The sequence below is a fragment of the Seohaeicola nanhaiensis genome (assembly GCF_042654245.1).
Lineage (GTDB): Bacteria > Pseudomonadota > Alphaproteobacteria > Rhodobacterales > Rhodobacteraceae > Seohaeicola_A > Seohaeicola_A nanhaiensis.
Genome location: NZ_JBHSGI010000005.1, coordinates 271,838 through 296,938, shown reverse-complemented (window position 1 = coordinate 296,938; position 25,101 = coordinate 271,838). Strand labels below are relative to the sequence as shown.

General features: G+C 65.1%; 30 protein-coding genes. 29 read left to right on the top strand and 1 reads right to left on the bottom strand.

What is annotated here, in order from left to right; all coding sequences use genetic code 11:
• Nucleotides 1-37: 37 nt before the first annotated feature.
• Nucleotides 38-640 (bottom strand): OmpW/AlkL family protein, encoded by a 603-nt coding sequence (locus ACFO5X_RS08825; RefSeq protein ID WP_380716977.1) that lies wholly within the window; start codon nucleotides 638-640, stop codon nucleotides 38-40.
• Between the two features lie 170 nt (nucleotides 641-810).
• On the opposite strand from ACFO5X_RS08825, the gene ACFO5X_RS08820 reads away from it, so the two are divergent.
• From ACFO5X_RS08820 to ACFO5X_RS08680, 29 genes are all read left to right on the top strand, one after another.
• Nucleotides 811-2,415 (top strand): carboxyl transferase domain-containing protein, encoded by a 1,605-nt coding sequence (locus tag ACFO5X_RS08820; RefSeq protein WP_380716976.1) that lies wholly within the window; start codon nucleotides 811-813, stop codon nucleotides 2,413-2,415.
• A 90-nt stretch (nucleotides 2,416-2,505) separates the two neighbouring features.
• A complete protein-coding gene (locus tag ACFO5X_RS08815) occupies nucleotides 2,506-4,440 on the top strand; it encodes an acetyl/propionyl/methylcrotonyl-CoA carboxylase subunit alpha (RefSeq protein ID WP_380716975.1) in 1,935 nt (644 codons plus the stop codon).
• A gap of 21 nt (nucleotides 4,441-4,461) precedes the next feature.
• Nucleotides 4,462-5,316 (top strand): hydroxymethylglutaryl-CoA lyase, encoded by an 855-nt coding sequence (locus tag ACFO5X_RS08810; RefSeq protein WP_380716974.1) that lies wholly within the window; start codon nucleotides 4,462-4,464, stop codon nucleotides 5,314-5,316.
• Between the two features lie 30 nt (nucleotides 5,317-5,346).
• Nucleotides 5,347-6,132: a crotonase/enoyl-CoA hydratase family protein gene (locus tag ACFO5X_RS08805; RefSeq protein ID WP_380716973.1), complete on the top strand. Its 786-nt coding sequence runs from the start codon at nucleotides 5,347-5,349 to the stop codon at nucleotides 6,130-6,132.
• Between the two features lie 229 nt (nucleotides 6,133-6,361).
• Nucleotides 6,362-6,727, top strand: a complete 366-nt coding sequence (locus ACFO5X_RS08800) for an NADH-quinone oxidoreductase subunit A (protein WP_380716972.1) — start codon at nucleotides 6,362-6,364, stop codon at nucleotides 6,725-6,727.
• Nucleotides 6,718-7,332 carry a NuoB/complex I 20 kDa subunit family protein gene (locus ACFO5X_RS08795; RefSeq protein ID WP_380716971.1) on the top strand — a complete coding sequence of 205 codons (615 nt, stop codon included), beginning with the start codon at nucleotides 6,718-6,720 and terminating at the stop codon, nucleotides 7,330-7,332. The genes ACFO5X_RS08800 and ACFO5X_RS08795 overlap by 10 nt, the downstream gene beginning before the upstream one ends.
• Before the next feature lie 22 nt (nucleotides 7,333-7,354).
• Nucleotides 7,355-7,963, top strand: coding sequence for an NADH-quinone oxidoreductase subunit C (locus tag ACFO5X_RS08790; RefSeq protein ID WP_380716969.1), 609 nt, complete (start codon nucleotides 7,355-7,357; stop codon nucleotides 7,961-7,963).
• Nucleotides 7,964-8,186: 223 nt separating this feature from the next.
• Complete coding sequence (locus ACFO5X_RS08785) at nucleotides 8,187-9,404, top strand: NADH-quinone oxidoreductase subunit D (RefSeq protein WP_380716968.1); 1,218 nt, start codon at nucleotides 8,187-8,189, stop codon at nucleotides 9,402-9,404.
• Nucleotides 9,401-9,787 carry a hypothetical protein gene (locus ACFO5X_RS08780; protein WP_380716967.1) on the top strand — a complete coding sequence of 129 codons (387 nt, stop codon included), beginning with the start codon at nucleotides 9,401-9,403 and terminating at the stop codon, nucleotides 9,785-9,787. Before ACFO5X_RS08785 ends, ACFO5X_RS08780 begins: the two co-directional genes overlap by 4 nt.
• A 1-nt stretch (nucleotide 9,788) precedes the next feature.
• A complete protein-coding gene (locus tag ACFO5X_RS08775; protein WP_380716966.1) occupies nucleotides 9,789-10,928 on the top strand; it encodes an NADH-quinone oxidoreductase subunit E in 1,140 nt (379 codons plus the stop codon).
• A 28-nt stretch (nucleotides 10,929-10,956) separates the two neighbouring features.
• Nucleotides 10,957-11,727 carry an endonuclease gene (locus ACFO5X_RS08770; RefSeq protein WP_380716965.1) on the top strand — a complete coding sequence of 257 codons (771 nt, stop codon included), beginning with the start codon at nucleotides 10,957-10,959 and terminating at the stop codon, nucleotides 11,725-11,727.
• Between the two features lie 3 nt (nucleotides 11,728-11,730).
• A complete protein-coding gene (locus tag ACFO5X_RS08765; protein WP_380716964.1) occupies nucleotides 11,731-11,952 on the top strand; it encodes a DUF5337 family protein in 222 nt (73 codons plus the stop codon).
• A 4-nt stretch (nucleotides 11,953-11,956) separates the two neighbouring features.
• Nucleotides 11,957-13,240, top strand: a complete 1,284-nt coding sequence (gene nuoF, locus ACFO5X_RS08760; protein WP_380716963.1) for an NADH-quinone oxidoreductase subunit NuoF — start codon at nucleotides 11,957-11,959, stop codon at nucleotides 13,238-13,240.
• A gap of 4 nt (nucleotides 13,241-13,244) precedes the next feature.
• Nucleotides 13,245-13,622 carry a hypothetical protein gene (locus ACFO5X_RS08755; RefSeq protein WP_380716962.1) on the top strand — a complete coding sequence of 126 codons (378 nt, stop codon included), beginning with the start codon at nucleotides 13,245-13,247 and terminating at the stop codon, nucleotides 13,620-13,622.
• A gap of 3 nt (nucleotides 13,623-13,625) precedes the next feature.
• A complete protein-coding gene (locus tag ACFO5X_RS08750) occupies nucleotides 13,626-13,988 on the top strand; it encodes a hypothetical protein (protein WP_380716961.1) in 363 nt (120 codons plus the stop codon).
• A 95-nt stretch (nucleotides 13,989-14,083) separates the two neighbouring features.
• Entirely contained in the window at nucleotides 14,084-14,494 is a 411-nt protein-coding gene (locus ACFO5X_RS08745) for a DUF5333 domain-containing protein (protein ID WP_380716960.1), read from the top strand.
• A 2-nt stretch (nucleotides 14,495-14,496) separates the two neighbouring features.
• Nucleotides 14,497-16,512, top strand: a complete 2,016-nt coding sequence (gene nuoG / locus ACFO5X_RS08740) for an NADH-quinone oxidoreductase subunit NuoG (RefSeq protein WP_380716959.1) — start codon at nucleotides 14,497-14,499, stop codon at nucleotides 16,510-16,512.
• Complete coding sequence (locus ACFO5X_RS08735; protein WP_380716958.1) at nucleotides 16,509-16,895, top strand: hypothetical protein; 387 nt, start codon at nucleotides 16,509-16,511, stop codon at nucleotides 16,893-16,895. Before nuoG ends, ACFO5X_RS08735 begins: the two co-directional genes overlap by 4 nt.
• Before the next feature lie 6 nt (nucleotides 16,896-16,901).
• Nucleotides 16,902-17,942 carry an NADH-quinone oxidoreductase subunit NuoH gene (gene nuoH / locus ACFO5X_RS08730; RefSeq protein WP_380716957.1) on the top strand — a complete coding sequence of 347 codons (1,041 nt, stop codon included), beginning with the start codon at nucleotides 16,902-16,904 and terminating at the stop codon, nucleotides 17,940-17,942.
• A 2-nt stretch (nucleotides 17,943-17,944) separates the two neighbouring features.
• Complete coding sequence (locus ACFO5X_RS08725) at nucleotides 17,945-18,334, top strand: hypothetical protein (RefSeq protein WP_380716956.1); 390 nt, start codon at nucleotides 17,945-17,947, stop codon at nucleotides 18,332-18,334.
• 28 nt (nucleotides 18,335-18,362) lie between these two features.
• Nucleotides 18,363-18,857: an NADH-quinone oxidoreductase subunit NuoI gene (nuoI, locus tag ACFO5X_RS08720; RefSeq protein WP_380716955.1), complete on the top strand. Its 495-nt coding sequence runs from the start codon at nucleotides 18,363-18,365 to the stop codon at nucleotides 18,855-18,857.
• Nucleotides 18,858-18,864: 7 nt separating this feature from the next.
• Nucleotides 18,865-19,338 carry a hypothetical protein gene (locus ACFO5X_RS08715; RefSeq protein ID WP_380716954.1) on the top strand — a complete coding sequence of 158 codons (474 nt, stop codon included), beginning with the start codon at nucleotides 18,865-18,867 and terminating at the stop codon, nucleotides 19,336-19,338.
• A complete protein-coding gene (locus ACFO5X_RS08710; protein WP_380716953.1) occupies nucleotides 19,335-19,745 on the top strand; it encodes a carboxymuconolactone decarboxylase family protein in 411 nt (136 codons plus the stop codon). The genes ACFO5X_RS08715 and ACFO5X_RS08710 overlap by 4 nt, the downstream gene beginning before the upstream one ends.
• Nucleotides 19,742-20,344, top strand: coding sequence for an NADH-quinone oxidoreductase subunit J (locus ACFO5X_RS08705; RefSeq protein ID WP_380716952.1), 603 nt, complete (start codon nucleotides 19,742-19,744; stop codon nucleotides 20,342-20,344). The genes ACFO5X_RS08710 and ACFO5X_RS08705 overlap by 4 nt, the downstream gene beginning before the upstream one ends.
• The gene (locus ACFO5X_RS08700) at nucleotides 20,345-20,479 is read left to right on the top strand and encodes a hypothetical protein (RefSeq protein ID WP_380716951.1); all 135 of its coding nucleotides are present in this window, start codon (nucleotides 20,345-20,347) and stop codon (nucleotides 20,477-20,479) included.
• On the top strand, nucleotides 20,476-21,036 hold the full coding sequence (locus ACFO5X_RS08695; RefSeq protein WP_380716950.1) for a hypothetical protein: 561 nt from the start codon (nucleotides 20,476-20,478) through the stop codon (nucleotides 21,034-21,036). The genes ACFO5X_RS08700 and ACFO5X_RS08695 overlap by 4 nt, the downstream gene beginning before the upstream one ends.
• Before the next feature lie 67 nt (nucleotides 21,037-21,103).
• Nucleotides 21,104-21,409 carry an NADH-quinone oxidoreductase subunit NuoK gene (nuoK, locus tag ACFO5X_RS08690; RefSeq protein WP_008553673.1) on the top strand — a complete coding sequence of 102 codons (306 nt, stop codon included), beginning with the start codon at nucleotides 21,104-21,106 and terminating at the stop codon, nucleotides 21,407-21,409.
• Between the two features lie 6 nt (nucleotides 21,410-21,415).
• Nucleotides 21,416-23,557 carry an NADH-quinone oxidoreductase subunit L gene (nuoL, locus tag ACFO5X_RS08685; RefSeq protein WP_380716949.1) on the top strand — a complete coding sequence of 714 codons (2,142 nt, stop codon included), beginning with the start codon at nucleotides 21,416-21,418 and terminating at the stop codon, nucleotides 23,555-23,557.
• Nucleotides 23,557-25,098 (top strand): NADH-quinone oxidoreductase subunit M, encoded by a 1,542-nt coding sequence (locus tag ACFO5X_RS08680; protein ID WP_380716947.1) that lies wholly within the window; start codon nucleotides 23,557-23,559, stop codon nucleotides 25,096-25,098. Before nuoL ends, ACFO5X_RS08680 begins: the two co-directional genes overlap by 1 nt.
• Nucleotides 25,099-25,101: the final 3 nt, after the last annotated feature.

Here is a 25,101-nt window from a genome sequence, read left to right as displayed (position 1 = left end):
CTCCGTGCCGCCGGGGCGGCACGGAAACCGGGTTGGGTCAGAACCGGTGCACGTAGGCGATGCCGAAGACAACCGGATCGATCTCGGCGGTGCCGATGGGGGCGCCGTTCAGGCTGACATCGGTCGAGATGTCCATATAGCGAACATCCATACGCAGCGCGCCGCGGTCAGAGATCTGCCAGTTTGCGCCCAGCGTGGCGGCAAGCCCGACGCTGTCATCCAGTTTCAGCGCGCCAAGGGGCGAGCTTTCCTCGAAGAAGGTCGTATAGTTCACGCCGAGCCCGACGAAGGGCTTGAACGCGCCCTTGGTGGGGAAGTGGTAGTTGACCGACAGCGTGGGCGGCAGATGCTTGGTAGTGCCGGCAAACGCGCCGCCCAGTCGGATTTCATGTTCGAAGGGCGTCGCGGCGAGCAGTTCGATGCCGATGTTGTCGCGCACGAAGTATTCCGCCGTCAGCGAGAGCTGAGTGTCGTCGCCGATGGTCGCCGCGGCGCCGCCGACGGTGCCGTTGTTCGACTTCGGGTTGACGTTGACCACGCCGACGCCGAGCAGCCAGTCGCCCTGCGACTGGGCGAGCGCGGGTGCGGCGACGACAGCGGCCAGGGCGGCTGCGACAAGGGCGGTGACTTTGCGTTCCATCGGGAACTCCTTCATTTCATGCGTCATGCGCGCAGAATGGCGGAGTCGCGTGGCCCGCGCCGTGACACAGATCAAATTCCCGCTGTGTCAGGCGGGCGAACCCCTTGGTATAATTGCATAACAGCCATGCGTTCCCTGCGTGGCAGCTACAACAGCGGAGGCGCGCAGCCATGAAACTTGTGTCACGGGCCATTGCGACGTCGGATGAATTCCGTGCGAACCGGGACGCCCATCTGAAGGCGCTCGAGGAAATCCGCGCGGCGGCGCAGGCGGCGACCGAAGGGGGCGGAGCGAAGGCGCGCGAACGCCATGCCAGCCGGGGCAAGATGCCGCCGCGGGAACGGGTGGCGAACCTGCTCGATCCCGGTTCTCCCTTCCTAGAGATCGGCGCGACGGCGGCGCATGACATGTACGACGGCGCCGCGCCGGGCGCCGGTGTGATCGCCGGTATCGGCCGCGTGCACGGGCGCGACGTGATGGTCGTCTGCAACGATGCCACGGTGAAGGGCGGTACCTACTATCCGATGACGGTCAAGAAACACCTGCGCGCGCAGGAGATCGCCCAGACGAACCGGCTGCCCTGCGTCTATCTGGTGGATTCGGGCGGCGCGAACCTGCCCAACCAGGACGAGGTCTTCCCGGATCGCGACCATTTCGGGCGCATCTTCTTCAACCAGGCGAACATGAGCGCGCTGGGCATTCCGCAGATCGCCGTGGTCATGGGATCCTGCACCGCTGGCGGCGCCTATGTGCCCGCCATGTCCGATGTCACGATCATCGTGAAGGAGCAGGGCACCATCTTCCTGGCCGGCCCGCCGCTGGTGAAGGCCGCCATCGGCGAGGTTGTGACCGCAGAGGAATTGGGCGGGGGCGATGTCCATACCCGGCTGTCGGGCGTGGCGGACTATCTGGCCGAGGATGACACCCATGCGCTGGCCCTGGCGCGGCGGGCGGTGGCCAATCTGAACGGCGGCCGTCCCGCGACGGTGCAGATGCAGGCGATCGAGGAACCGGCCTATGACCCGGAAGAAATTCTTGGCGTGGTGCCAACCGATCTGCGCACGCCATATGACATCAAGGAAGTCATCGCGCGGGTGGTGGACGGCAGCCGCTTTGACGAATTCAAGGCGCGGTTTGGCGAGACGCTGGTCTGCGGGTTCGCCCATGTGAGGGGCATCCCGGTCGGCATCGTCGCCAACAACGGCGTGCTGTTCAGCGAAAGCGCCCAGAAGGGGGCGCATTTCATCGAGCTTTGCTCGCAGCGCAAGATCCCTCTGGTGTTTTTGCAGAACATCACCGGGTTCATGGTCGGCAAGCGCTACGAAGCCGAGGGGATCGCGCGGCACGGGGCCAAGATGGTCACGGCGGTGGCGACCACACAGGTGCCCAAGATCACCTTCCTGGTGGGCGGTTCCTATGGTGCGGGAAATTACGGGATGTGCGGGCGGGCCTATGCGCCGCGGTTCCTGTGGACCTGGCCGAACAGTCGCATCTGCGTGATGGGCGGCGAACAGGCGGCAGGCGTGCTGGCGACGGTGCGGCGCGAGGGGATCGAGGCGCGGGGCGGGTCCTGGTCGGCGGAAGAGGAAGCCGCCTTCAAGCAGCCGGTGCTGGACCAGTTCGCGCATCAGTCCCATCCCCTGTTTGCTTCGGCCCGGTTGTGGGACGACGGTGTGATCGATCCGCGCAAGACGCGCGACATTCTTGCGCTGTCACTCCTTGCCTCGCTCAACGCGCCGATCGCGGACACGCGGTTTGGTGTGTTCCGGATGTAGGCCCATGCACACCGCCGAATTTTTCAATCCCGCGCGAGCGGCCGGAGATCGTGATCTCCGCGCGGCTGCGCCTGTCCCGGGAGACAGATGATGTTTCACACCATTCTGATCGCCAACCGCGGCGAGATTGCCTGCCGCGTGATGCAGACCGCGCAGGCCATGGGCATCCGCTGTGTCGCGGTCCATTCCGACGCCGATGCCGCGGCCAAACATGTGCAGATGGCCGACCTGGCCGTGAACATCGGGGCGTCGGCCCCGGCTGACAGCTACCTGCGCGGCGACCGCATCATCGCGGCGGCGCTGGAGACAGGGGCGCAGGCGATCCATCCGGGCTATGGCTTCCTGTCCGAGAACCCGGGTTTTGTCGACGCGGTCGAGGCGGCGGGGCTGACCTTCATCGGGCCGTCCGCCAAGGCCATCCGTGCGATGGGTCTGAAGGACGCCGCGAAGAAGCTGATGGAAGAGGCGGGCGTGCCGGTCGTGCCGGGCTATCACGGCGCGGATCAGGATGCGGGGCTGCTGGCAACCGAGGCCGAGCGCATCGGCTATCCTGTGTTGATCAAGGCGGTGGCCGGCGGCGGCGGCAAGGGGATGCGGCTGGTGGAAAAGCCTGCCGATTTTGCCGCCGCGTTGGAGAGCGCGCGGAGCGAGGCGACGACGGCCTTCGGCAATCCCGACGTGCTGGTCGAGAAATACGTCTCGAAACCGCGCCATATCGAGGTGCAGGTCTTTGGCGACGGCACCCGGGCAGTGCATCTGTTCGAACGCGACTGCTCGCTGCAGCGCCGCCACCAGAAGGTGATCGAAGAGGCCCCGGCGCCCGGCATGACTGCCGAGATGCGCGCCGCGATGGGCGACGCCGCCGTGCGCGCGGCCGAGGCGATCGGGTATTCCGGAGCCGGGACCATCGAGTTCATCGTGGATGCGTCCGAGGGGCTGCGGCCGGATCGCTTCTGGTTCATGGAAATGAACACCCGCCTGCAGGTCGAGCATCCGGTGACCGAGGCGATCACCGGTGTCGATCTGGTCGAATGGCAACTGCGCGTTGCCGCCGGTGAGGCTCTGCCGAAGCGGCAGGAGGATCTGGCGATCAATGGCCATGCCTTCGAGGCGCGGCTTTATGCGGAGGACGTGCCGAAAGGGTTCCTGCCGGCAACCGGGCGGCTGACCCATCTGGCCTTTCCGCCGGGCTGCCGCGCCGACAGCGGCGTGCGCGCCGGGAATACGATCAGCCCCTGGTACGATCCGATGATTGCCAAGGTCATCGTTCACGGACCGACCCGCGATATCGCTCTTGGCCGCCTGGCCGCGGCGCTCAAGGGGACCGAGGTGGCCGGGACTGTGACCAACCTCGCCTTTCTGGGTGCGCTTGCGGAACACGCGGGCTTTGCCGCGGGCGACGTCGATACCGGGCTGATCGGGCGTGATCTGGACACGCTGGTGGTCGCGCCCGAGCCGGGGCCGCGTCATGTGGTTGCCGCCGCGCTGGCGGCTGCCGGGGCCGGATCGTCGGACTGGGCGCAGGGTTTCACCCTGTGGTCGCCGCTGGAACAGAGCGTGGCGCTGACCTGGGGCGAGGATGTGGTGACGGCGGTGCTGCAGGCACGGGGACCGGACCGGCAGATCTGGCGCGTGGGCGACCGGGAGCTGGGCGTGACTCGTGTCAACGGGCGCTGGATGGCCGAGGGCTTGGCCTTGCCGCCGACCGCGATTGCGGGGCAAATGGTAACGGTGTTCGACGGCTACGGCTTTGCCTTCGGGATCGTCGATCCGCTGGATCGCGCCAGTGCGAAGGGTGGCGACACAAACCTTATCACGGCGCCGATGCCCGGGCTGGTCAAGGCGATCTTCGCGACGGCCGGGCAATCCGTGTCCGAGGGCGACCGGCTGGCCATCCTCGAGGCGATGAAGATGGAGCATTCTCTGCTGGCCGCGCGCGACGGTGTGGTGGCCGAGGTGCTGGTCGCCGCCGGGGCGCAGGTCGAGGCGGGCGCCGCGCTGGTGCGTCTGGAAACGGAAGACTGATCGGTTTCGGGAGGAAACCTCATGGCTGGACGTGTGGAAATCGTGGAAGTCGGCCCGCGTGACGGGCTGCAGAACGAAAAACGGCCGATCCCGGTGGCCGAGAAGATCGCGCTGGTCGATCTTCTCTCGCGCGCCGGGTTCAGCCGCATCGAATGCGCCAGCTTCGTCTCGCCCAAGTGGGTGCCGCAGATGGCGGGCAGCGCCGAAGTGCTGGCCGGAATCACGCGCGCCGAGGGCGTGCGCTATGCCGCGCTGACGCCGAACATGCGCGGCTACGAGGATGCGCTTCTGGCCAAGGCCGATGAAATCGCGGTCTTCGCCTCGGCGAGCGAGGGGTTTTCCAAGGCGAACGTCAACGCGACCATCGCCGAAACGCTGGAACGGTTCGAGCCGATCCTGAAGGCGGCGCGCCACATCGACCTTCCGGTGCGCGGGTATGTGTCCTGCGTCACCGACTGCCCCTATGACGGGCCTGTGGCGCCGGCGCAGGTGGCCCATGTGGCGGATCGTCTCTTTGCCATGGGCTGCTACGAAATCTCGCTGGGCGACACCATTGGCAAGGGCACGCCCGACAGCGTGGCGCGGATGCTGCTGGCGGTGAAGGGCGTGGTGCCGGTCGGAAGGCTGGCCGGGCATTTCCACGACACCTCGGGGCGGGCAATTGCCAATATCGACGTGGCGCTCGCCCTGGGCGTGCGGGTATTCGACGCGGCCGTGGGCGGGCTTGGCGGCTGTCCCTACGCACCCGGTGCGGCAGGCAATGTCGCGACCGAGGCGGTCGCCGCCCATCTGAAACGGCTGGGATACGACACCGGACTGGACCTGGACCTTGTCGCCGAGGCCGCGGCCATGGCCCTGGCGATGCGGCAGGCCTGAGACACCCCCGAAACACGAAGAGAGCCTGACATGTATGAAACCCTGAGCCTTGAGACCGACGCCCGCGGCGTCGCGACCCTGACCCTGACGCGGGTCGACAAGCACAATGCGATGTCGGCGCTGATGATCGCCGAACTGACCAAGGCGGCCGCGCAACTGGCGGCGGATACCTCGGTGCGTGTTGTCGTGCTGACCGGGGCAGGGGCCTCGTTCTGCGCCGGCGGCGATCTGGGCTGGATGCAGGAGCAGATGCGGGCCGATGGCGAGACGCGTCAGGCCGAGGCGCGCAAGCTGGCGGAAATGCTGTTCGCGCTGAACACGCTGCCGCAGCCGGTGATCGGCCGGATCCAGGGCAACGCTTTCGGCGGCGGGCTGGGGCTGATCAGCATCTGCGACGTGGCCATCGGGGTGGACACGCTCAAGCTCGGGTTCACCGAGGCGCGGCTCGGGCTGATTCCGGCAACGATCAGCCCCTATTGCCTTGCCCGGATGGGCGAGGCGATGGCGCGGCGGGTGTTCATGTCGGCCCGGCTGTTCGGCGCGGCCGAGGCGGTGACGCTGGGGCTGCTGGCCCGCGCGGTGCCGGCGGACGCGCTGGATGCGGCCGTGGAGGCAGAGGTCGCGCCCTATCTCGCCTGCGCGCCAAGCGCCGTTGCGGCGTCGAAACGGCTGGCGCGATTCATGGGGCCGAAGATCGACAAGGACGTGATCGACCATTCGATCCGCGCCCTGGCCGCACAATGGGAAACCGAGGAGGCCGCGGCAGGTGTCGAGGCCTTCTTTGCCAAGCGCAAGGCGCCGTGGATCAACACCTGAGATCGCACCGCCACCGATGCTGCAATGCGGCGGCTCACGCGATCGGGGTGCAAAAATATTTGTCGCGGTAAATAGTTAATACCAGCATTTGCTGGCCCGCGGGCCGTGATGCAGGCGCGAAATCGGCTGCCCTGCCCGTTGACCCTACCTGCGGTCGGGGCTAGACAGGCTCAGGTCAACATGCCACTGGACGGCGCGCAGACGACGCCTGCCGTGAAAGGAGCCACTCGTGGAAGAGATGTTGCGGGAATACCTTCCCATCCTCGTGTTTCTGGCGGTGGCCTGCGGGCTGGGGATCGTCCTGATCCTGGCTGCCATCGTCCTGGCGGTGCGCCGCCCCGACCCCGAGAAGGTCAGCGCCTACGAATGCGGCTTCAACGCCTTCGATGACGCGCGCATGAAGTTCGACGTGCGGTTCTATCTCGTGTCCATTCTCTTCATCATCTTCGACCTGGAAATTGCCTTCCTGTTTCCCTGGGCCGTGGCCTTCAAGGATGTGAGCATGGCGGGCTTCTGGTCGATGATGGCCTTCCTTGCCGTGCTGACCATCGGTTTTGCCTATGAATGGAAGAAGGGGGCGATGGAATGGCAGTGACCGACAAGCCGCTGGTGACGCCCGTGCAGGGCGACGGGCTGCAATCCGACCGGATCAAGTCGGGGCCTTCCGAGCTCACGCCCTTTGACGTGGACAGCGGCCTGCCGGCGGACGAGGCGGTGACACGCCATCTGAACGCCGAGCTGCAGGACAAGGGATTCCTGCTGACCTCGACCGAGGATCTGATCAACTGGGCGCGCACCGGGTCGCTGCACTGGATGACCTTCGGTCTCGCCTGCTGCGCGGTCGAGATGATGCACACCTCGATGCCGCGTTATGACGCAGAGCGTTTCGGCATCGCGCCGCGCGCCTCTCCGCGCCAGTCGGACGTGATGATCGTGGCGGGCACGCTGACCAACAAGATGGCCCCGGCACTGCGCAAGGTCTACGACCAGATGCCCGAGCCGCGCTACGTGATCTCGATGGGCTCCTGCGCCAATGGCGGCGGCTATTATCACTACAGCTATTCCGTGGTGCGCGGCTGCGACCGGATCGTTCCGGTGGACATCTACGTGCCCGGCTGCCCGCCGACCGCCGAGGCGCTGCTCTACGGGCTGATGCAGTTGCAGCGGAAGATCCGCCGCACCGGGACAATCGTGCGCTGAGGCGCGTGAAAAGGGGCTTGCGATGAGCGATGCGCTGAACGAACTTGGCACCCATATCGAGGCGAAACGCCCCGATTGCGTGCTGGCGTGGGATGTGTCCCACGGAGAGCTGAACATCGACGTGACCCCGGCCAATATCGTCGGTTTTGTCGAATTCCTGCGCACCGATACCAATTGCCGGTTCTCGTCGCTGGTCGATATCACCGCCGTCGACTATCCGGACCGGGCCAAGCGGTTCAACGTCGTCTATCACTTCCTGTCGATGTACGAGAACAAGCGCATCCGCCTGCGGGTTTCCGTGCGGGAAGAGGATATGGTGCCGTCGATCGTGTCGGTTCATCCCTCGGCCAACTGGTTCGAGCGGGAAGTCTACGATATGTTCGGGATCCTGTTCTCGGGTCACCCCGACCTGCGCCGCATCCTGACCGACTACGGCTTCCGCGGCCACCCGCTGCGCAAGGACTTTCCGACCACGGGCTATACCGAGGTGCGCTATGACGAGGCGCAGAAGCGGGTGGTCTACGAGCCGGTGAGCCTGGTGCAGGAATACCGGCAATTCGATTTCATGTCGCCATGGGAAGGTGCGGAATACATCCTGCCGGGTGACGAGAAGAAGGCAGAGGCGAAGTGACAGGCTCTGACTTTCTATTGACGACGTGGCTTGGATACGCTGGGGTCATCTTTTTTCCCCTCGTATTGATTGCTCTTTTCCTTTTGCCGGCACGTGTCGTGCAAAAGAGACATGGCTATCCGGGTTGGATACTGGTCTTTGGAGTAGTTCCATATGCCGGCCCTTACATTCTGCTGTGGGCGTTTGCCACGTCCGAGCCCCGCAAGCCTAGTGAGGTCTCAAAATGATGGACGGCTCCAAAGGTTTCGAAGACGCCCTGACGGGCGAACAGAAGATCCGCAACTTCAACATCAACTTCGGCCCGCAGCACCCTGCGGCGCACGGGGTTCTTCGGCTTGTTCTGGAGCTTGACGGCGAGATCGTCGAGCGCTGCGACCCGCATATCGGGCTGCTGCACCGGGGTACCGAGAAGCTGATGGAAAGCCGGACCTACCTGCAGAATCTGCCCTATTTCGACCGGCTCGACTATGTGGCGCCGATGAACCAGGAACATGCCTGGTGTCTGGCCATCGAAAAGCTGACCGGGGTCGTTGTTCCGCGGCGGGCCTCGTTGATCCGGGTGCTGTACAGCGAAATCGGCCGCATCCTGAACCACCTGCTGAACGTGACGACGCAGGCGATGGACGTGGGCGCGCTGACGCCGCCGCTCTGGGGCTTCGAGGAACGCGAAGACCTGATGATCTTCTACGAACGCGCCTGCGGGGCGCGGCTGCACGCCGCCTATTTCCGCCCGGGCGGGGTGCATCAGGATCTGCCGCCGGATCTGATCGACGACATCGAAAAATGGGCGCACAAGTTCCCCAAGCGGCTGGACGACATCGACGGCCTGCTGACCGAGAACCGGATCTTCAAGCAGCGCAACGTGGATATCGGCGTGATCTCGGAACAGGAGATCCTCGACTACGGCTTCAGCGGAGTGATGGTGCGCGGGTCGGGCCTGGCCTGGGACCTGCGCCGCTCGCAGCCCTACGAGTGCTACGACGAATTTGACTTCAAGATCCCGGTCGGCAAGAACGGCGACTGCTATGACCGCTATCTCTGCCGCATGGCCGAGATGCGCGAAAGCACGAAGATCATCCTGCAGTGCATTGAAAAGCTGCGCAAGGAACCTGGCCCGGTGCTGGCGCGCGGCAAGATCACACCACCCGCTCGGGCGGACATGAAGACCTCGATGGAAAGCCTGATCCACCACTTCAAGCTGTATACCGAGGGCTTTCACGTGCCCGCCGGCGAGGTTTATGCGGCGGTCGAGGCGCCCAAGGGGGAGTTCGGCGTTTATCTGGTTGCCGATGGCACCAACAAGCCCTACCGCGCCAAGATCCGCGCACCGGGGTTCCTGCACCTGCAGGCGATGGACCATGTCGCGACCGGCCACCAGCTGGCAGACGTGGCGGCCATCATCGGCACGCTGGACATCGTGTTCGGGGAGGTCGACCGGTGAGGTCAGCCCTGGCCATCGCCGGTCTCTGCGCCGTGCCCTACGGGGCGATGGCGCAAAGCACGGCCACGGGCGTCGGCGCGGGCTGGCTGCTGCTGCCGCCCGAGCGGCAGCAGGGCACCGAGGTGCCCTCCGATCAGGAGGCGCGTGCCGCGGCCGAGGCGGCCGTTGCCGTCATCCAGGACCCTGACACCAAGACCTATTTCTGCAATCGCCAGTTGCAGGAGGCCGAGCGCGCCGTCGCCCGGCTGCTGGAAAACATGAGCTATACCCTGACGATCACCGCGAAGGGCGCCGCGCCCGAATTTCCCGGTGACGTGACCTGCGTGCTGACATCGACCCGAACGGTCGACATCAACACCAGCCCACTGGAGCCGAAGAACTGACATGCTGCGCCGACTGCACCACGAGCAACCCGAAAGCTTTGCCTTCACCGCGGCCAATCAGGCCTGGGCCGAGGCGCAGGTCACCAAGTATCCCGAGGGCCGTCAGGCCAGCGCGATCATCCCGCTGCTGTGGCGCGCGCAGGAGCAGGAAGGCTGGCTGACCCGCCCCGCCATCGAGCACATCGCGGACATGCTGGGCATGGCCTATATCCGCGCGCTGGAAGTGGCGACCTTCTACTTCATGTTCCAGCTGCAACCGGTTGGATCCGTGGCGCATATCCAGGTCTGCGGCACGCTGTCCTGCATGATCTGCGGGGCCGAGGATCTGATGGCCGTCTGCCAGCAGAAGATCGCCGCCAAGCCGCATCAGCTGAGCGCGGACGGCAAGTTCAGCTGGGAAGAGGTCGAATGCCTCGGGTCCTGTGCGAATGCGCCGATGGCGCAGATCGGCAAGGACTATTACGAGGACCTGACCGCCGCGCGGCTGGAAGAGATCATTGACGAACTGGCCGCCGGCAAGGTGCCTGTGCCGGGCCCGCAGAACGGCCGCTATGCCGCTGAACCGCTGTCGGGGCTGACCACGCTCAAGGATTTCGACAGCGGGCAGACGCAGTATAACGCCAGCGTGCAGCTGGCGACCGACATCGGCGATACCGTGAAGCGGATCGACGGGACCGAAGTGCCGCTGCTGACACCTTGGCAGGGCAGGCCTGAGACGGCCGGGCAGACCGCGAAGCCCAAGACCGAGCCCAAGCCTTCTGCGAACGTGCCGGCCGACAAGACCGGCGTGACCAAGCAGGAAGCGCAGGCGCAGTCCAAGGCCAAGCCTCAGGAAACGGCCGGCGCTGAGGACAAACCGCAGGCGCTGAGCGCGGCGCGGGACGGCAAGGCCGACAATCTGAAGATGATCAAGGGTGTCGGGCCCAAGCTCGAAACGCTGCTGCATTCGATGGGCTTCTATCACTACGACCAGATCGCCGGCTGGAGCGACAAGGAAGTCGCCTGGGTGGACGAGAACCTCGAAGGGTTCAAGGGTCGGGTGAGCCGGGACAACTGGGTCGAGCAGGCCAAGCAGCTGGCCACCGGGGCCGAGACGGAATTTTCGAAGAAAGCCAAGAAGGACGACATCTACAAGGACTGAGGACAGCTGAACGGAAGAGGGGACAGGGATGACGAGCGAAACGGACCGCGAAGACTGCGCGCGGCGCTGCTGGCAAATGGCCGGGGCGGCGGGCGTCGGCCTGTTCCTGATCCTCTGGGCGCTCACCCCTCTGGGCTTCCTCATGTCGCTGCTGTTCGGGATCTTCGCCTATGTGGGCGTCGGACTGGGGCTGATCTACACCCGCTGCGCTTCGGTGGCCGTGCCGGCGGCGAAGCCCGCCCCGAAGGTCGAGGCCGCAAAGCCTGCGCCGGAGGTGAAGGCAGAACCTGCGGTGAAGCCCGAACCTGTGCCCGCGCCGAAAGCCGAGCCTGCGCCGGTTACAAAAGCTGAAGACACCGTGCCGCCCGAACCCGAGATTGAACCGGCGGAGCCCAAGACGGTGGCTGAATCGGTGGCCGCGGGATATGGGGCGGTGCGCCCCTCGGCGGCCCTGGCGGGTCAGCAGGAGCTGGCAGGCCGCAAGGGAAACTGGCGGTATGGGGCTGCCCCGTCCGGCATCGCTCCGGCGGGCGCGCCAGCGCGGATGGACGCACCACGCGCGGGTGGCGCCGACAACCTGAAGAAGATAAAGGGCATAGGCCCGAAACTGGAACAGCTGCTGAACTCGATGGGGTTCTATCACTTCGACCAGATCGCCGGCTGGAGCACGGCCGAGATCGCCTGGGTCGACGAGAACCTCGAAGGGTTCAAGGGGCGGGTCACGCGCGACGACTGGGTGGCGCAGGCGAAGACCCTGGCGGCAGGCGGCGAAACCGAGTTTTCGCGGCGGAGCAAATGAGCGATGGACGACGGGCAGAACGCGTTCACGACCAGGGGGCGGCGGCTGGCCCTGATTATCGCTGCGGTCGGCCTGTTCTGGATCGGCGTGACCTGGGCGGGCGCCCGGTTCGGCTGGTCGGCGAACACCCGGCTGCTGTTGGACCTTGCGGCCCTGGCCGGCTTCGGGCTGGCGATGTGGCAGACGATCAACCTCTGGCGGGCACGCCGGAACGACAAAGGCTAGACTGATGCTGAAAGATCAGGACCGTATTTTTACCAACCTCTACGGGATGCATGACCGCTCGCTCAAGGGCGCGATGGCGCGTGGGCACTGGGACGGGACGGCGGGCATCATCGCCAACGGACGCGACTGGATCATCGACCAGATGAAGAAGTCGGGTCTGCGGGGCCGGGGCGGCGCGGGTTTCCCGACCGGTCTGAAATGGTCGTTCATGCCGAAGGAAAGCGACGGACGGCCCGCCTATCTGGTGGTGAACGCCGATGAATCCGAACCGGGCACCTGCAAGGACCGCGAGATCATGCGGCACGACCCGCATACGCTGATCGAGGGCTGCCTGATCGCCTCTTTCGCGATGAACGCGCATGCCTGCTATATCTACATTCGCGGCGAGTACATCCGCGAGAAGGAAGCACTGCAGGCCGCCATCGACGAGGCCTATGACGCCGGGCTGCTGGGCAAGAATGCCGCCAAGTCGGGCTGGGATTTCGACCTCTACCTGCACCATGGCGCCGGGGCCTATATCTGCGGCGAGGAAACCGCGCTGCTGGAAAGCCTCGAGGGCAAGAAGGGGATGCCGCGGATGAAGCCGCCGTTCCCGGCGGGCGCGGGCCTCTATGGCTGCCCGACCACGGTGAACAACGTCGAGTCGATTGCCGTGGCGCCGACCATCCTGCGGCGCGGGCCGGAATGGTTCAGCTCGTTCGGGCGGCCGAACAACGCGGGCACCAAGCTGTTCGCCATCTCGGGCCACGTCAACAACCCCTGCGTGGTCGAAGAGGCCATGTCGATCACCTTCGAGGAACTGATCGAGAAGCATTGCGGCGGTATTCGCGGCGGCTGGGACAACCTACTGGCGGTAATTCCGGGCGGATCCTCCGTGCCCTGTATCCGGGGCGAGCACATGCGCGAGGCGATCATGGACTTCGACTATCTGCGCGAGCAGCGGTCGGGTCTGGGGACTGCCGCCGTGATCGTGATGGACAAATCGACCGATATCATCAAGGCGATCTGGCGGCTGAGCAAGTTCTACAAGCACGAGTCCTGCGGTCAGTGCACGCCCTGCCGGGAAGGCACCGGGTGGATGATGCGCGTGATGGACCGTCTGGTGACGGGCGATGCCAGCGTCGAGGAAATCGACATGCTGCTGGACGTGACCAAGCAGGTCGAAGGGCACACCATCTGCGCGCTGGGTGATGCGGCGGCCTGGCCGATCCAGGGTCTGATCCGCAACTTCCGCGACGTGATCGAGGACCGGATCAAGCGCAAGCGTGTGCCAGTGGCGGCGGAGTAAGGGGATGCGGGCTGGCGTTGCAGTCGTGGCTTTGGGCGGTCTGGCCGCCTGCTCGGCGCCCAATCTGGGCGATCCGCGGTCTGCGGCCCTGCTCGCCATGCCGGCGCCGCAGCACTATGCCGAGCGTCAGGTGGCGCGCGAGCTTGTTGGCCAGTGCCCGTCCTACGCCTATGACGAACAGCTGGCCGACGCGATGACCGACGCGCGGCTGCGGGCGCGCCAGCAGGTGCTGGCGCAGGTGCGCGGGGCGGCCGAGCTGGAAGCGGATATCAAGCGGCGGTCGCTGGCCGCGCGGTACAGCGGGCAGGATGCCTGCGCCGTGCTGGCGGGCGAGGTGGCCGCGCAGACGCCGATGAGCGTGATGGTCAGGAAGAGGGGCTGAGATATGGCGTTCGCATTTCAATTCGGACGGGCGACACGTCTGGTCGGCATGGCCGTGCTGGGCGCCCTCGTGCTGACCTCCTGCGGTCCGGGCAAGGACAAGCGGATGCTGTTCGACGGGTTCTACTTCAAGACGAAATCCAAGCGGGTCGGCGACGACTATCGCAACTTCATCGTGACCGCAGACAAGGCCTATCAGTCGCTGGAGGGCGCGCGCCAGGCGGCGGAGTACGAAGGCACCCGCTATTGCCTGGACAATGCGATGGGAACGTCGCGCATCAGGTGGACCGTGGGGCCGGAGACGCCGGACAACCAGCTGACCTTCGATGGCGATACGCTGATCTATCAGGGGGAATGCAATCCGTGACGCTGTTATCCGATATCAGCCGCCGCTGGCGCGCCGATATTGCCTATCGGCGCCGGGCGCGGCCCCTTGGTCTCTCCCTGAAAGGAGAGACCAGGATGACCCTCAAGACCTTCGTTGCGGCAATCGCGATTGCCGTCGCCCTGCCGAGCTATGCCGCCGCCGCGCGGCCTGCGCTGCGCGACGTGCCGGAAATCGAGAACGCGCTGTTCGCGGTGGCGATTGCCGATGCGGTGCGTGATAACTGCTCGAGCATCAACGCCCGGCTTGTCCGCGCGCTGAGTTTCCTTCGGCAGATCAAGGCTCAGGCGAACGCGCTTGGATACAGCGATGACGAAATTCGCAACTATGTCGAATCCGATGTCGAGAAGGCGCGGATGCGGAAAAAGGGCAAGGCCTTCCTTGCCGCCAACGGGGTGAACCCCGATGATCCCGAAACCTTCTGCACCTTCGGGCGTGCGGAAATTGCAAAGAACAGCGCCATCGGCGCGCTGCTTAGGGCGAACTAACGATGGCTGACCTGAAGAAGATCAATATCGACGGAAAAGTGGTCGAGGTGGACGGGGCGATGACCCTGATCCAGGCCTGCGAGGTCGCAGGGGTGGAAATTCCACGCTTCTGTTATCACGAGCGTCTGTCGATCGCCGGCAACTGCCGGATGTGCTTGGTCGAGGTCGTGGGTGGCCCGCCCAAGCCTGCGGCGAGCTGCGCGATGCAGGTCAAGGACCTGCGGCCCGGCCCCGAAGGTCAGCCGCCGATGGTCAAGACCAACTCGCCCATGGTGAAGAAGGCGCGCGAAGGGGTGATGGAGTTCCTGCTCATCAACCACCCGCTCGACTGTCCGATCTGCGACCAGGGCGGCGAATGCGACCTGCAGGATCAGGCGATGGCCTATGGCGTCGATTTCAGCCGCTATCGCGAGCCGAAGCGGGCGAGCGACGACCTGAACCTCGGGCCGCTGGTTGAGACGCATATGACGCGCTGCATCTCCTGCACCCGCTGCGTGCGCTTTACCTCGGAAGTGGCCGGGATCACCCAGATGGGGCAGACCGGTCGGGGCGAGGATGCCGAGATCACGTCCTATCTGAACCAGACGCTCGATTCGAACCTGCAGGGCAACATCATCGACCTCTGCCCGGTGGGCGCTCTGGTCTCCAAGCCCTATGCCTTTACGGCGCGGCCCTGGGAGCTGACCAAGACCGAGAGCATCGACGTGATGGATGCGCTGGGGTCGAACATCCGGGTCGACACCAAGGGGCGCGAAGTGATGCGCATCCTGCCGCGCAACCATGACGGCGTGAACGAGGAGTGGATCAGCGACAAGACCCGCTTTGTCTGGGACGGCCTGCGCCGCCAGCGGCTGGATACCCCCTATATCCGCGAGAACGGCAAGCTGCGCAAAGCCAGCTGGCCCGAGGCTCTGGCGACTGCTGCCGTTGCGATGAAGGGCAAGAAGGTGGCCGGGCTGATCGGCGATCTGGCCCCGGTCGAGGCGGCCTTCGCGCTGAAGCATCTGGTCGAAGGGCAGGGTGGCCAGGTCGAGTGCCGCACCGATGGGGCGAAGCTGCCAGCTGGCAACCGGTCGGGCTATGTCGGGACGGCGACCATCGAGGATATCGACGGTGCCGACAAGATCCTGCTGATCGGCACCAATCCCCGCGTCGAGGCGCCGGTGCTGAATGCGCGGATCCGCAAGGCCTGGGCGCGTGGCGCGGATGTGATTCTGGTCGGCGAGGCGGTCGATCTGACCTATGATTACGAGCATATGGGCACGGATCGCGCGGCGCTGTCGCATGTGGCCGGGCTGGATATGTCCGGGCTGGCGGACAAGTCCTGTGTGGTCATCGTCGGGCAGGGCGCCCTGCGCGAGGCTGATGGTGCCGCCGTTCTGGCGACGGTTCAGGGGATTTGCGAGGCCTCGGCGGGCAAACTTCTGGTGCTGCACACCGCGGCGTCGCGCGTAGGGGCCATGGACATCGGGGCGGTCACCGAGGGCGGGCTTTCGGCCGCCATCGAGGGCGCAGAGGTGATCTACAACCTGGGCGCCGATGAAGTTGACATCGCCGAGGGCCCCTTTGTCATCTATCAGGGCAGCCACGGCGACCGGGGCGCGCATCGCGCCGACCTGATCTTGCCCGGCGCGGCCTATACCGAGGAAAACGGTCTGTTCGTGAACACCGAGGGCCGTCCGCAGCTGGCCATGCGCGCGGGCTTCCCCCCGGGACAGGCCAAGGAGAACTGGGCGATCCTGCGCGCGCTGAGCGCCGAGCTGGACGTGACCCAGCCCTGGGACACGCTGGCGCAGCTGCGTCAGGCGCTGGTTGCGGCGGTGCCGCATCTGGGCCGCATCGACGAAGTGGCCGAGAACGAATGGCAGGCGCTGCCGCAGGGCACGCTGGGGGCCGCGACCTTTGTCCCGGCGGTCAAGGATTTCTACCTGTCCAACCCGATCGCGCGCGCCAGTGCGCTGATGGCCGAGCTGTCGGCCAACGCCCGGTCGCGCGGCCAGAAGATGGCGGCGGAATGAATCAGGCGGCGCTCATATCGCCGCTGCTGCTGCTGGGCTGCGCCGAGGCGCCCGTGACCGGGCAGGGCGCCTTCGCGCCGGCCTATCAGGGCGTCGAAACGCGGCTGCTCGATACCGATCTGGTGCAGATCCGGGTCGAGATGACGGGCGCGCGCGGTCAGGATGACGTGCTGGCCTATGCCAATTGCGCTGCCGCGCAATACACGCTGATCCGCGGCTATGGTTTTGCCCGGCATTTGCGTACGAACTTCGAGGAAAAGGGTGGCGTGTCGGCAGCGGATGCTGTTTACACCATCTCGCCATCGCTGCCGCAGGGACTCGAGCCCATCGACGCCGAAGTCACGGTCGCCGACTGCGCGGACAAAGGGATACCCACGGTGTGAGGACACATGGCTGAATTCTTTACTTCCAACCCCTTAGGTATCGCCCTTCTGATCGTTGGCCAGATCCTTCTGATCGTGGTCCCGCTGCTGGTGGCGCTGGCCTTCCTGCTCTATGCCGACCGCAAGATCTGGGCGGCGGTCCAGCTGCGGCGCGGTCCGAACGTCGTGGGCGTCTTCGGGCTGATGCAGAGCTTTGCGGACTTCCTGAAATACATCATGAAAGAGGTCGTGATCCCCGCCGGGGCCGACCGTTTCGTGTTCCTGATGGCGCCGGTTCTGGCCTTTACGCTGTCGATGATCGCCTGGGCGGTGATCCCGTTCAACGACGGCTGGGTGCTGGCCGACATCAACGTGGCCATCCTCTATATCTTCGCCGTATCCTCGCTGGAGGTCTATGGCATCATCATGGGCGGCTGGGCCTCGAACTCGAAATACCCGTTCCTGGGCAGCCTGCGGTCCGCCGCGCAGATGATCTCCTATGAGGTCTCGATCGGCCTCATCATCATCGGTGTGATCATCTCGACCGGGTCGATGAACCTGTCGGCGATCGTTCATGCGCAGGCCGGCGGCTATGGGCTGTTCTCGTGGTACTGGCTGCCGCATCTGCCGATGGTCTTCCTGTTCTTCATCTCGGCCCTGGCCGAGACCAACCGCCCGCCATTCGACCTGCCCGAAGCGGAATCCGAACTGGTGGCCGGCTATCAGGTGGAATATTCCTCGACCCCGTTCCTGCTGTTCATGATCGGCGAATACGTGGCCATCGTGCTGATGTGCGCGCTGGTGACGCTGCTGTTCTTCGGCGGCTGGCTGTCGCCCATTCCGGGGCTGCCGGACGGGATTCTGTGGATGGTTCTCAAGATCATCTTCGTGTTCTTCCTCTTCGCCATGGTGAAGGCCATCGTGCCGCGCTACCGCTATGACCAGCTGATGCGGCTGGGCTGGAAGGTGTTCCTGCCGATCTCGCTGGCCTGGGTGGTCTTCGTGAGCTTCGCGGCCAAGTTCGAAATCCTGGGCGGGTTCTGGGCCCGCTGGGCGATCGGGGGTTGAGGATGCGTCTGGCCGCCCTGACATGCGCTTTGACCCTGGGGCTGTCGCAGATGGCGGCCGCGGATCAGTGCGACACGCTGTGGACCGCCTTCAAGGGCGCGCCGCTGGGGTCGAAACTTGAACGCGACGCCGGGTGGTCCGAGGCGGAGTTCCGCTATCGTGCGGCGCAGGGCGTGTTTGACAAGGCGGCGGAGGTTGCCGAGGGCAAGACGCCTGAGGCGCTGAAGGCCGAGGGAAAGCTGCCGATGGAATACGCGCTGAAGTTGACCCTCGCGGACAAGGTGCTGACCTGCTACGCCCCCGAGGCGGGCGCGGTCGCCACCGAGTACGAGACCGCCATGCCCGCAACCCGCCGCGCCGAAATCATCGCGCCTTTCAGGCCAAAAGAATGACCTCCAGGCAGCGAATGGAGCAACCGAGATGACGCAGATCGACTATACCCGCGCCGCCAAGTACTTCCTGCTGGCGGACATCTTCAAAGGGTTCGGGCTGGGCCTGAAGTATTTCTTCGCCCCCAAGGCGACGGTGAATTATCCCCACGAGAAGGGGCCCCTCAGCCCGCGCTTCCGGGGCGAGCACGCGCTGCGCCGCTATCCGAACGGCGAGGAACGCTGCATCGCCTGCAAGCTGTGCGAGGCGATCTGCCCGGCGCAGGCCATCACCATCGACGCCGAACCGCGCGAGGACGGCAGCCGCCGCACCACGCGGTACGACATCGACATGACAAAGTGCATCTACTGCGGTTTCTGCCAGGAGGCCTGCCCGGTCGATGCCATCGTAGAGGGCCCGAATTTCGAGTTCGCGACCGAGACGCGGGAAGAGCTGTTCTATGACAAGACCCGGCTGCTGGCGAACGGCGAGCGCTGGGAGGCGGAGATCGCCCGCAACCTCGAAATCGACGCACCCTATCGGTGAGAGCGCCATGAGCACGGCACAGACAGCGGCAATCGGAGGTCTCTGCGGCGCGGGCGTCGTGGTGCTGGCCATGCTGTTGTCGGGCATGATGACGGGGCCGGAAGGTCCGGCCGGGGCAGCGGGCAGCGCTGGCGTCGCGGGCGTTCCGGGCGAGGTCGGGCCAGCGGGTCCGGCAGGGCCGGCGGGCGAGGCCGGGCCGCAGGGCGTTGCCGGTGAGCCGGGCGCGCAGGGGCCGGAAGGCCCCGCGGGGCCGCAGGGTCCGGCGGGCACGGGCGATCTGGGCCCGGGTGTCGTGTTGCTTGCGCGGAGTGCCGAGGGCTGCCCGTCCGGGTGGTCGCCAAGCGGGCGAGTGGTGCTGAACACCTCGTCGGAATACGAGCTGACCGGGGAGCAGACGCGTTCGAACCCGGGGATATTCACCGCGGCGACCCAGGGGTTTGCCAACGTGAATTACTTCCTTTGCACGCAGGGGGGCCAATGACCGACAGCTTCCAGGCCCTGTTCCAGCAGATGATCGACAACAGCCGCAAGATGGCCGAGTCGTTCAATCCGCAGCTCACCAGCTTTACCCCGCAGGGGTTCGAGAAGCTTTGGCCGACCATGCCCAAGGACTTCATGGAGCTGGTCTGGGGCAATGCCGTCAACAAGGACGGACTGGATGCAAAAACCCGGCTGCTGCTGACGCTGGCCGGATTGACAATGCAGGGCGCGCAGGCCGATACGGCCGTGCGTCAGACCGTGCGCCACGCACTGGAAGCGGGCGCGAAGAAACAGGAAATCGTCGAGACCATCGGCCAGATGTCGGTCTTTGCCGGCCTGCCGGCGATGACGCGGGCGCTGGGGCTTGCGCAGGAAGCGATGGGTGAGAACGGGGAAGACGAGACATGAGCGTATTTGCATTCTACCTTTTCGCCATAAGCGCCATCACGGGCGGGTTCTTCACCGTGGTCAGCCGACAGCCGGTGCACTCGGTCTTGTGGCTGATCCTGTCGTTCATCTCGGCGGCGGGGCTTTTCGTGCTGCTGGGCGCCGAGTTCGTGGCGATGCTGCTGGTGATCGTCTACGTCGGCGCGGTGGCGGTGCTGTTCCTCTTCGTGGTCATGATGCTGGACGTCGATTTCGCCGAGCTGAAGGCCGAGATGGCGCGGTATATGCCGCTGGCGCTGCTGATCGGGCTGATCATCCTGATGCAGTTCGTGATCGCCTATGGCAGCTGGGCGCCCAGCGAGGCCGCCGAGGGGCTGCGCCGTCAGGTCATCACCACCGACGTGCAGAACACCGAGGCGCTGGGGCTGATCCTGTACGACCAGTATTTCCTGCTGTTCCAGCTGGCCGGGCTGATCCTGCTGGTCGCGATGATCGGGGCGATCATGCTGACGCTGCGCCACCGCAAGGACGTGAAGCGGCAGTCGCCGGTTGCGCAGATGATGCGCGACCCGGCTCTGGCGATGGAAATGAAGGACGTGAAGCCGGGGCAGGGGCTTTGAATGATGGCCCTGCTGCACGGCGTTGTCGCACATATCGGCATCGCCGGGTTGGCCGGGCTCTGGCTGGTGAAAATGGGCGCCGTGGCGATCGGGTATCGCTGGTATCGCGGCAAAGGCGGAGGGACGGGGTCATGACCTCGCAAGGCAAGGGACGGAAGGGCTGGCGCGCGGCGGGCGCGCTTGCGGCGCTTTGTCTGGCGCCTGTGACGGCGGGCGCGATGGCGCCGCCGCTGCCCTGCGACAACGTCAGCGAAGCGGACATGCTGGTGAAGAACGTGGCCTTCATCGGCGAGTGGGACGCGCAGACCGGCGTGGTGATCGAGGGATACGCGAACAAGACGCATGTGGTGGACACGGTCTATCGCAACATGCCCGCTCCGGTGCCGGCGCTTGAGGATTTCCGCGGGACGCGGATCACCTTCTGCGACAGCGGGCGGATCCTCGCGGTTCGGGGCGTGGAAGAGGACAGCGCGCTAACGGCGCTGTCGGCGACCGAGTTCCTGCGCGACAAGTTGAAGGCGAACCAGAAGATCAGCTATGGCGACGTCAAGTCGGCGGTGACGGCGGTGTATGGCCGCCCCATCGAGCTGAAGGAAACGGCGCAGACCTGCGCCTGCTCGGCCTTCTTCGACGAAATGCGGCCCAGGACGCAGACGCGGTTCGGCGACCGCACGGACGTGGGCACCTGGTAAGACCGCGCCCCGGGGCGCGAAACGGAACGACCGGCGGGACAGCCGGCAGAAAGAACCGAGGGACGACATGATCGGACTTGAACATTACCTTACCGTCGCGGCGACGCTGTTCGTCATCGGCATCTTCGGGCTGTTCCTGAACCGCAAGAACGTGATCATCCTGCTGATGAGCATCGAACTGATGCTGCTGGCGGTGAACATCAACCTGGTCGCCTTCTCCTCGTTCCTCGGGGATCTGGTGGGGCAGGTCTTCACGCTGTTCGTGCTGACCGTCGCGGCGGCCGAGGCGGCGATTGGCCTGGCCATCCTGGTCTGTTTCTTCCGCAATCGGGGCACTATCGCCGTCGAAGACGTCAACGTGATGAAGGGCTGAAGTCACATGGAAACCGTCATCCTTTTCGCCCCTCTTGTTGGTGCCCTGATCTGTGGGTTCGGCTGGAAGTTCATCGGCGAGACGGCCGCGCAGTGGGTCGCCACCGGTCTGCTGTTCCTGGCCTGTCTGCTGAGCTGGATCGTGTTCTTCTCATTCGACGGGGTGACCGAGCATATCCCGGTGATGCGCTTCATCGAGTCGGGGGCGCTGGCCACCGAATGGGCGATCCGGCTGGACCGGCTGACGGCGATCATGCTGATCGTGGTCACCACCGTCTCGGCGCTCGTCCATCTGTACAGCTTCGGCTATATGGACCACGACCCGCAGTGGCAGGAGGGCGAGAGCTACAAGCCGCGCTTCTTCGCCTATCTCAGCTTCTTCACCTTCGCGATGCTGGCGCTGATCACGTCGGACAACCTTGTCCAGATGTTCTTTGGCTGGGAAGGCGTCGGTGTGGCGTCCTATCTGCTGATCGGCTTCTACTATCGCAAGCCGAGCGCAAATGCCGCCGCGATCAAGGCCTTCGTGGTCAACCGCGTCGGCGACTTCGGGTTTGCGCTGGGGATTTTCGGGCTGTTCTTCCTGACGGATTCGATCAATTTCGACACCGTCTTTGCCGAAGTGCCGCGCCTGGCCGAGACGAACCTGACGTTCCTCTGGGGCGAATGGAATGCGGCGAACCTGATTGGCGTGCTGCTGTTCATCGGCGCGATGGGCAAGTCGGCGCAGTTCCTGCTGCACACCTGGCTGCCCGACGCGATGGAAGGCCCGACCCCGGTGTCGGCGCTGATCCACGCGGCGACGATGGTGACGGCGGGGGTGTTCCTGGTCTGCCGGATGTCGCCGCTGTATGAATTCGCGCATGAGGCGGCGCTGTTCATCACCGTGATCGGGGCGATCACCGCCTTCTTCGCGGCGACCGTGGGCCTGGTGCAGACCGACATCAAGCGCGTGATCGCCTATTCGACCTGTTCGCAGCTGGGCTACATGTTCGTGGCCGCGGGCGTCGGCATGTATTCGGCGGCGATGTTCCACCTCTTCACCCACGCCTTCTTCAAGGCGCTGCTGTTCCTCGGGGCCGGCTCGGTCATCCATGCGATGCACCACGAGCAGGACATGACCAACTATGGCGGGCTGCGGAAGAAGATCCCCTATACCTTCTGGGCGATGATGATCGGGACGCTGGCGATCACCGGTGTCGGCATTCCGCTGACCTCGATCGGCTTTGCCGGGTTCCTGTCCAAGGACGCGATCATCGAGAGCGCCTGGGGGGGCGGATCGACCTTCGGGTTCTGGGCGCTGGTGATCGCGGCGGCGATGACCTCGTTCTACAGCTGGCGGCTGATCTTCCTGACCTTCTTCGGGACGCCGCGCGGCGACAAGCATACGCATGAGCATGCGCATGAAAGCCCGATGGTCATGCTGATCCCGCTGGGCGTGCTGAGCCTGGGCGCGGTCTTTGCGGGCATGATCTGGTATGGAAGCTTCTTCGGCCATGCGGATCAGGTCGGCAAGTTCTACGGCATCCCGGTTGCCGAGGCTTCGGCCGAGGCGGGGCATGGCGAGACGGCGACCACCGGCGAAGCGACCGCGACCGAGGGCCATGCGGCCACCGCGACCGAAGGCCATGCTGCGGCGGCGACCGAAGGACACGCTGCGGCGGCAGGCGAGCATCATGCCGGGTTCGGCGGCAAGCCGGGCGATGGGGCGCTGTATTTCGGGCCGGACAACCACGTTCTGGACGAGGCCCATGCGGCGCCGGTCTGGGTGAAGGTCTCGCCCTTCATCGCGATGCTGCTGGGCTTTGCTCTGGCCTGGCTGTTCTACATCCGCAATCCGGCCCTGCCCAAGGCGCTGGCCGAGAACCAGAGCACGCTGTACCAGTTCCTCAAGAACAAGTGGTATGTCGACGAGATCTACAACGCTGTGTTCGTGCGCCCGGCGCTGGGTCTGGGACGGCTGCTGTGGAAGCGGGGTGACGGGTCGGTCATCGACGGGTTCCTGAACGGCGTCGCCCTGGGGATCGTGCCCTTCTTCACCCGCCTCGCCGGCAAGGCGCAGTCCGGCTTTATCTTTACCTATGCCTTCTGGATGGTGCTCGGCATTGCCGCGCTTGTCACCTGGATGTCGATCGGAGGGGCTCACTGATGGACAACTTGCTCTCCATCGTCACCTTCATTCCGGCGCTTGCGGCGCTGATCCTCGCGGTATTCCTGCGGGGCGAGGATGCCGCATCGCAGAAGAATGCAAAATACGTGGCGCTGTTCGCGACCACGATCACCTTCCTGATCTCGATCGGCATCTATACCGGGTTCGACCCCAACGACACCGGCTTCCAGTTCGTGGAAGAGGGCGCCTGGCTGCTGGGGCTGAAATACAAGATGGGCGTCGATGGCATCTCGGTGCTGTTCGTGCTGCTGACCACCTTCATCATGCCGCTGACGATCCTGGCCAGCTGGAACGTGGAGACACGGGTCAAGGAATACATGATCGCTTTTCTGCTGCTGGAAACGCTGATGCTGGGCGTCTTCATGGCGCTGGATCTGGTGCTGTTCTACCTGTTCTTCGAGGCCGGGCTGATCCCGATGTTCCTGATCATCGGCATCTGGGGCGGCAAGGACAGGATCTATGCCAGCTTCAAGTTCTTCCTCTACACCTTCCTCGGCTCGGTGCTGATGCTGGTGGCGATGGTGGCGATGTTCGCGCAGGCGGGCACCACCGACATGGTCGCGCTGATGCAGCACAACTTTGCCTCGGAGGACTTCACGGTGCTGGGCGTCCACATCGTGGGCGGCGTGCAGACGCTGATGTTCCTGGCTTTCTTCGCGAGCTTCGCGGTGAAGATGCCGATGTGGCCGGTCCACACCTGGCTGCCGGATGCGCACGTGCAGGCGCCGACGGCGGGGTCGGTCGTGCTGGCCGCGATCCTGCTGAAGATGGGCGGTTACGGCTTCCTGCGGTTCTCGCTGCCGATGTTCCCGGTCGGGGCCGAGGTGATGGCGCCGCTGGTGCTGTGGATGAGCGCCATCGCCATCGTCTATACCTCGCTGGTGGCGCTGGTGCAGGAGGACATGAAGAAGCTGATCGCCTATTCGTCGGTTGCGCACATGGGCTTTGTCACCATGGGCATCTTCGCGGCGAACCAGCAGGGCGTGGACGGCGCGATCTTCCAGATGCTGTCGCACGGCTTCATCTCGGCGGCGCTGTTCCTGATCGTCGGCGTGATCTATGACCGGATGCATACCCGCGACATCGATGCCTATGGCGGTCTGGTGATCCGGATGCCCGCCTATGCGCTGGTCTTCATGCTGTTCACCATGGGTAACGTAGGCCTGCCGGGCACCTCGGGGTTCATCGGCGAATTCCTGACGCTCATGGGCACCTTCCAGGTCAACACCTGGGTTGCGGCCGTCGCCACCTCGGGCGTGATCTTCAGCGCGGCCTATGCGCTGTGGCTGTATCGCCGGGTGGTCTTTGGCGACCTGATCAAGGGCAGCCTCAAGACCATCACCGACATGACCCTGCGCGAGCGGGTGATCTTCGCGCCGCTGGTGGTGATGACGCTGCTGCTGGGGGTCTATCCCAAGCTGGTGACCGACATCATCGGACCCAGCACGACGGCGCTGGTGCAACACTATGAAAACGCGACTGCGGCGGCGACCACCGCAACGCAGCACGCATCGAACTGAGGA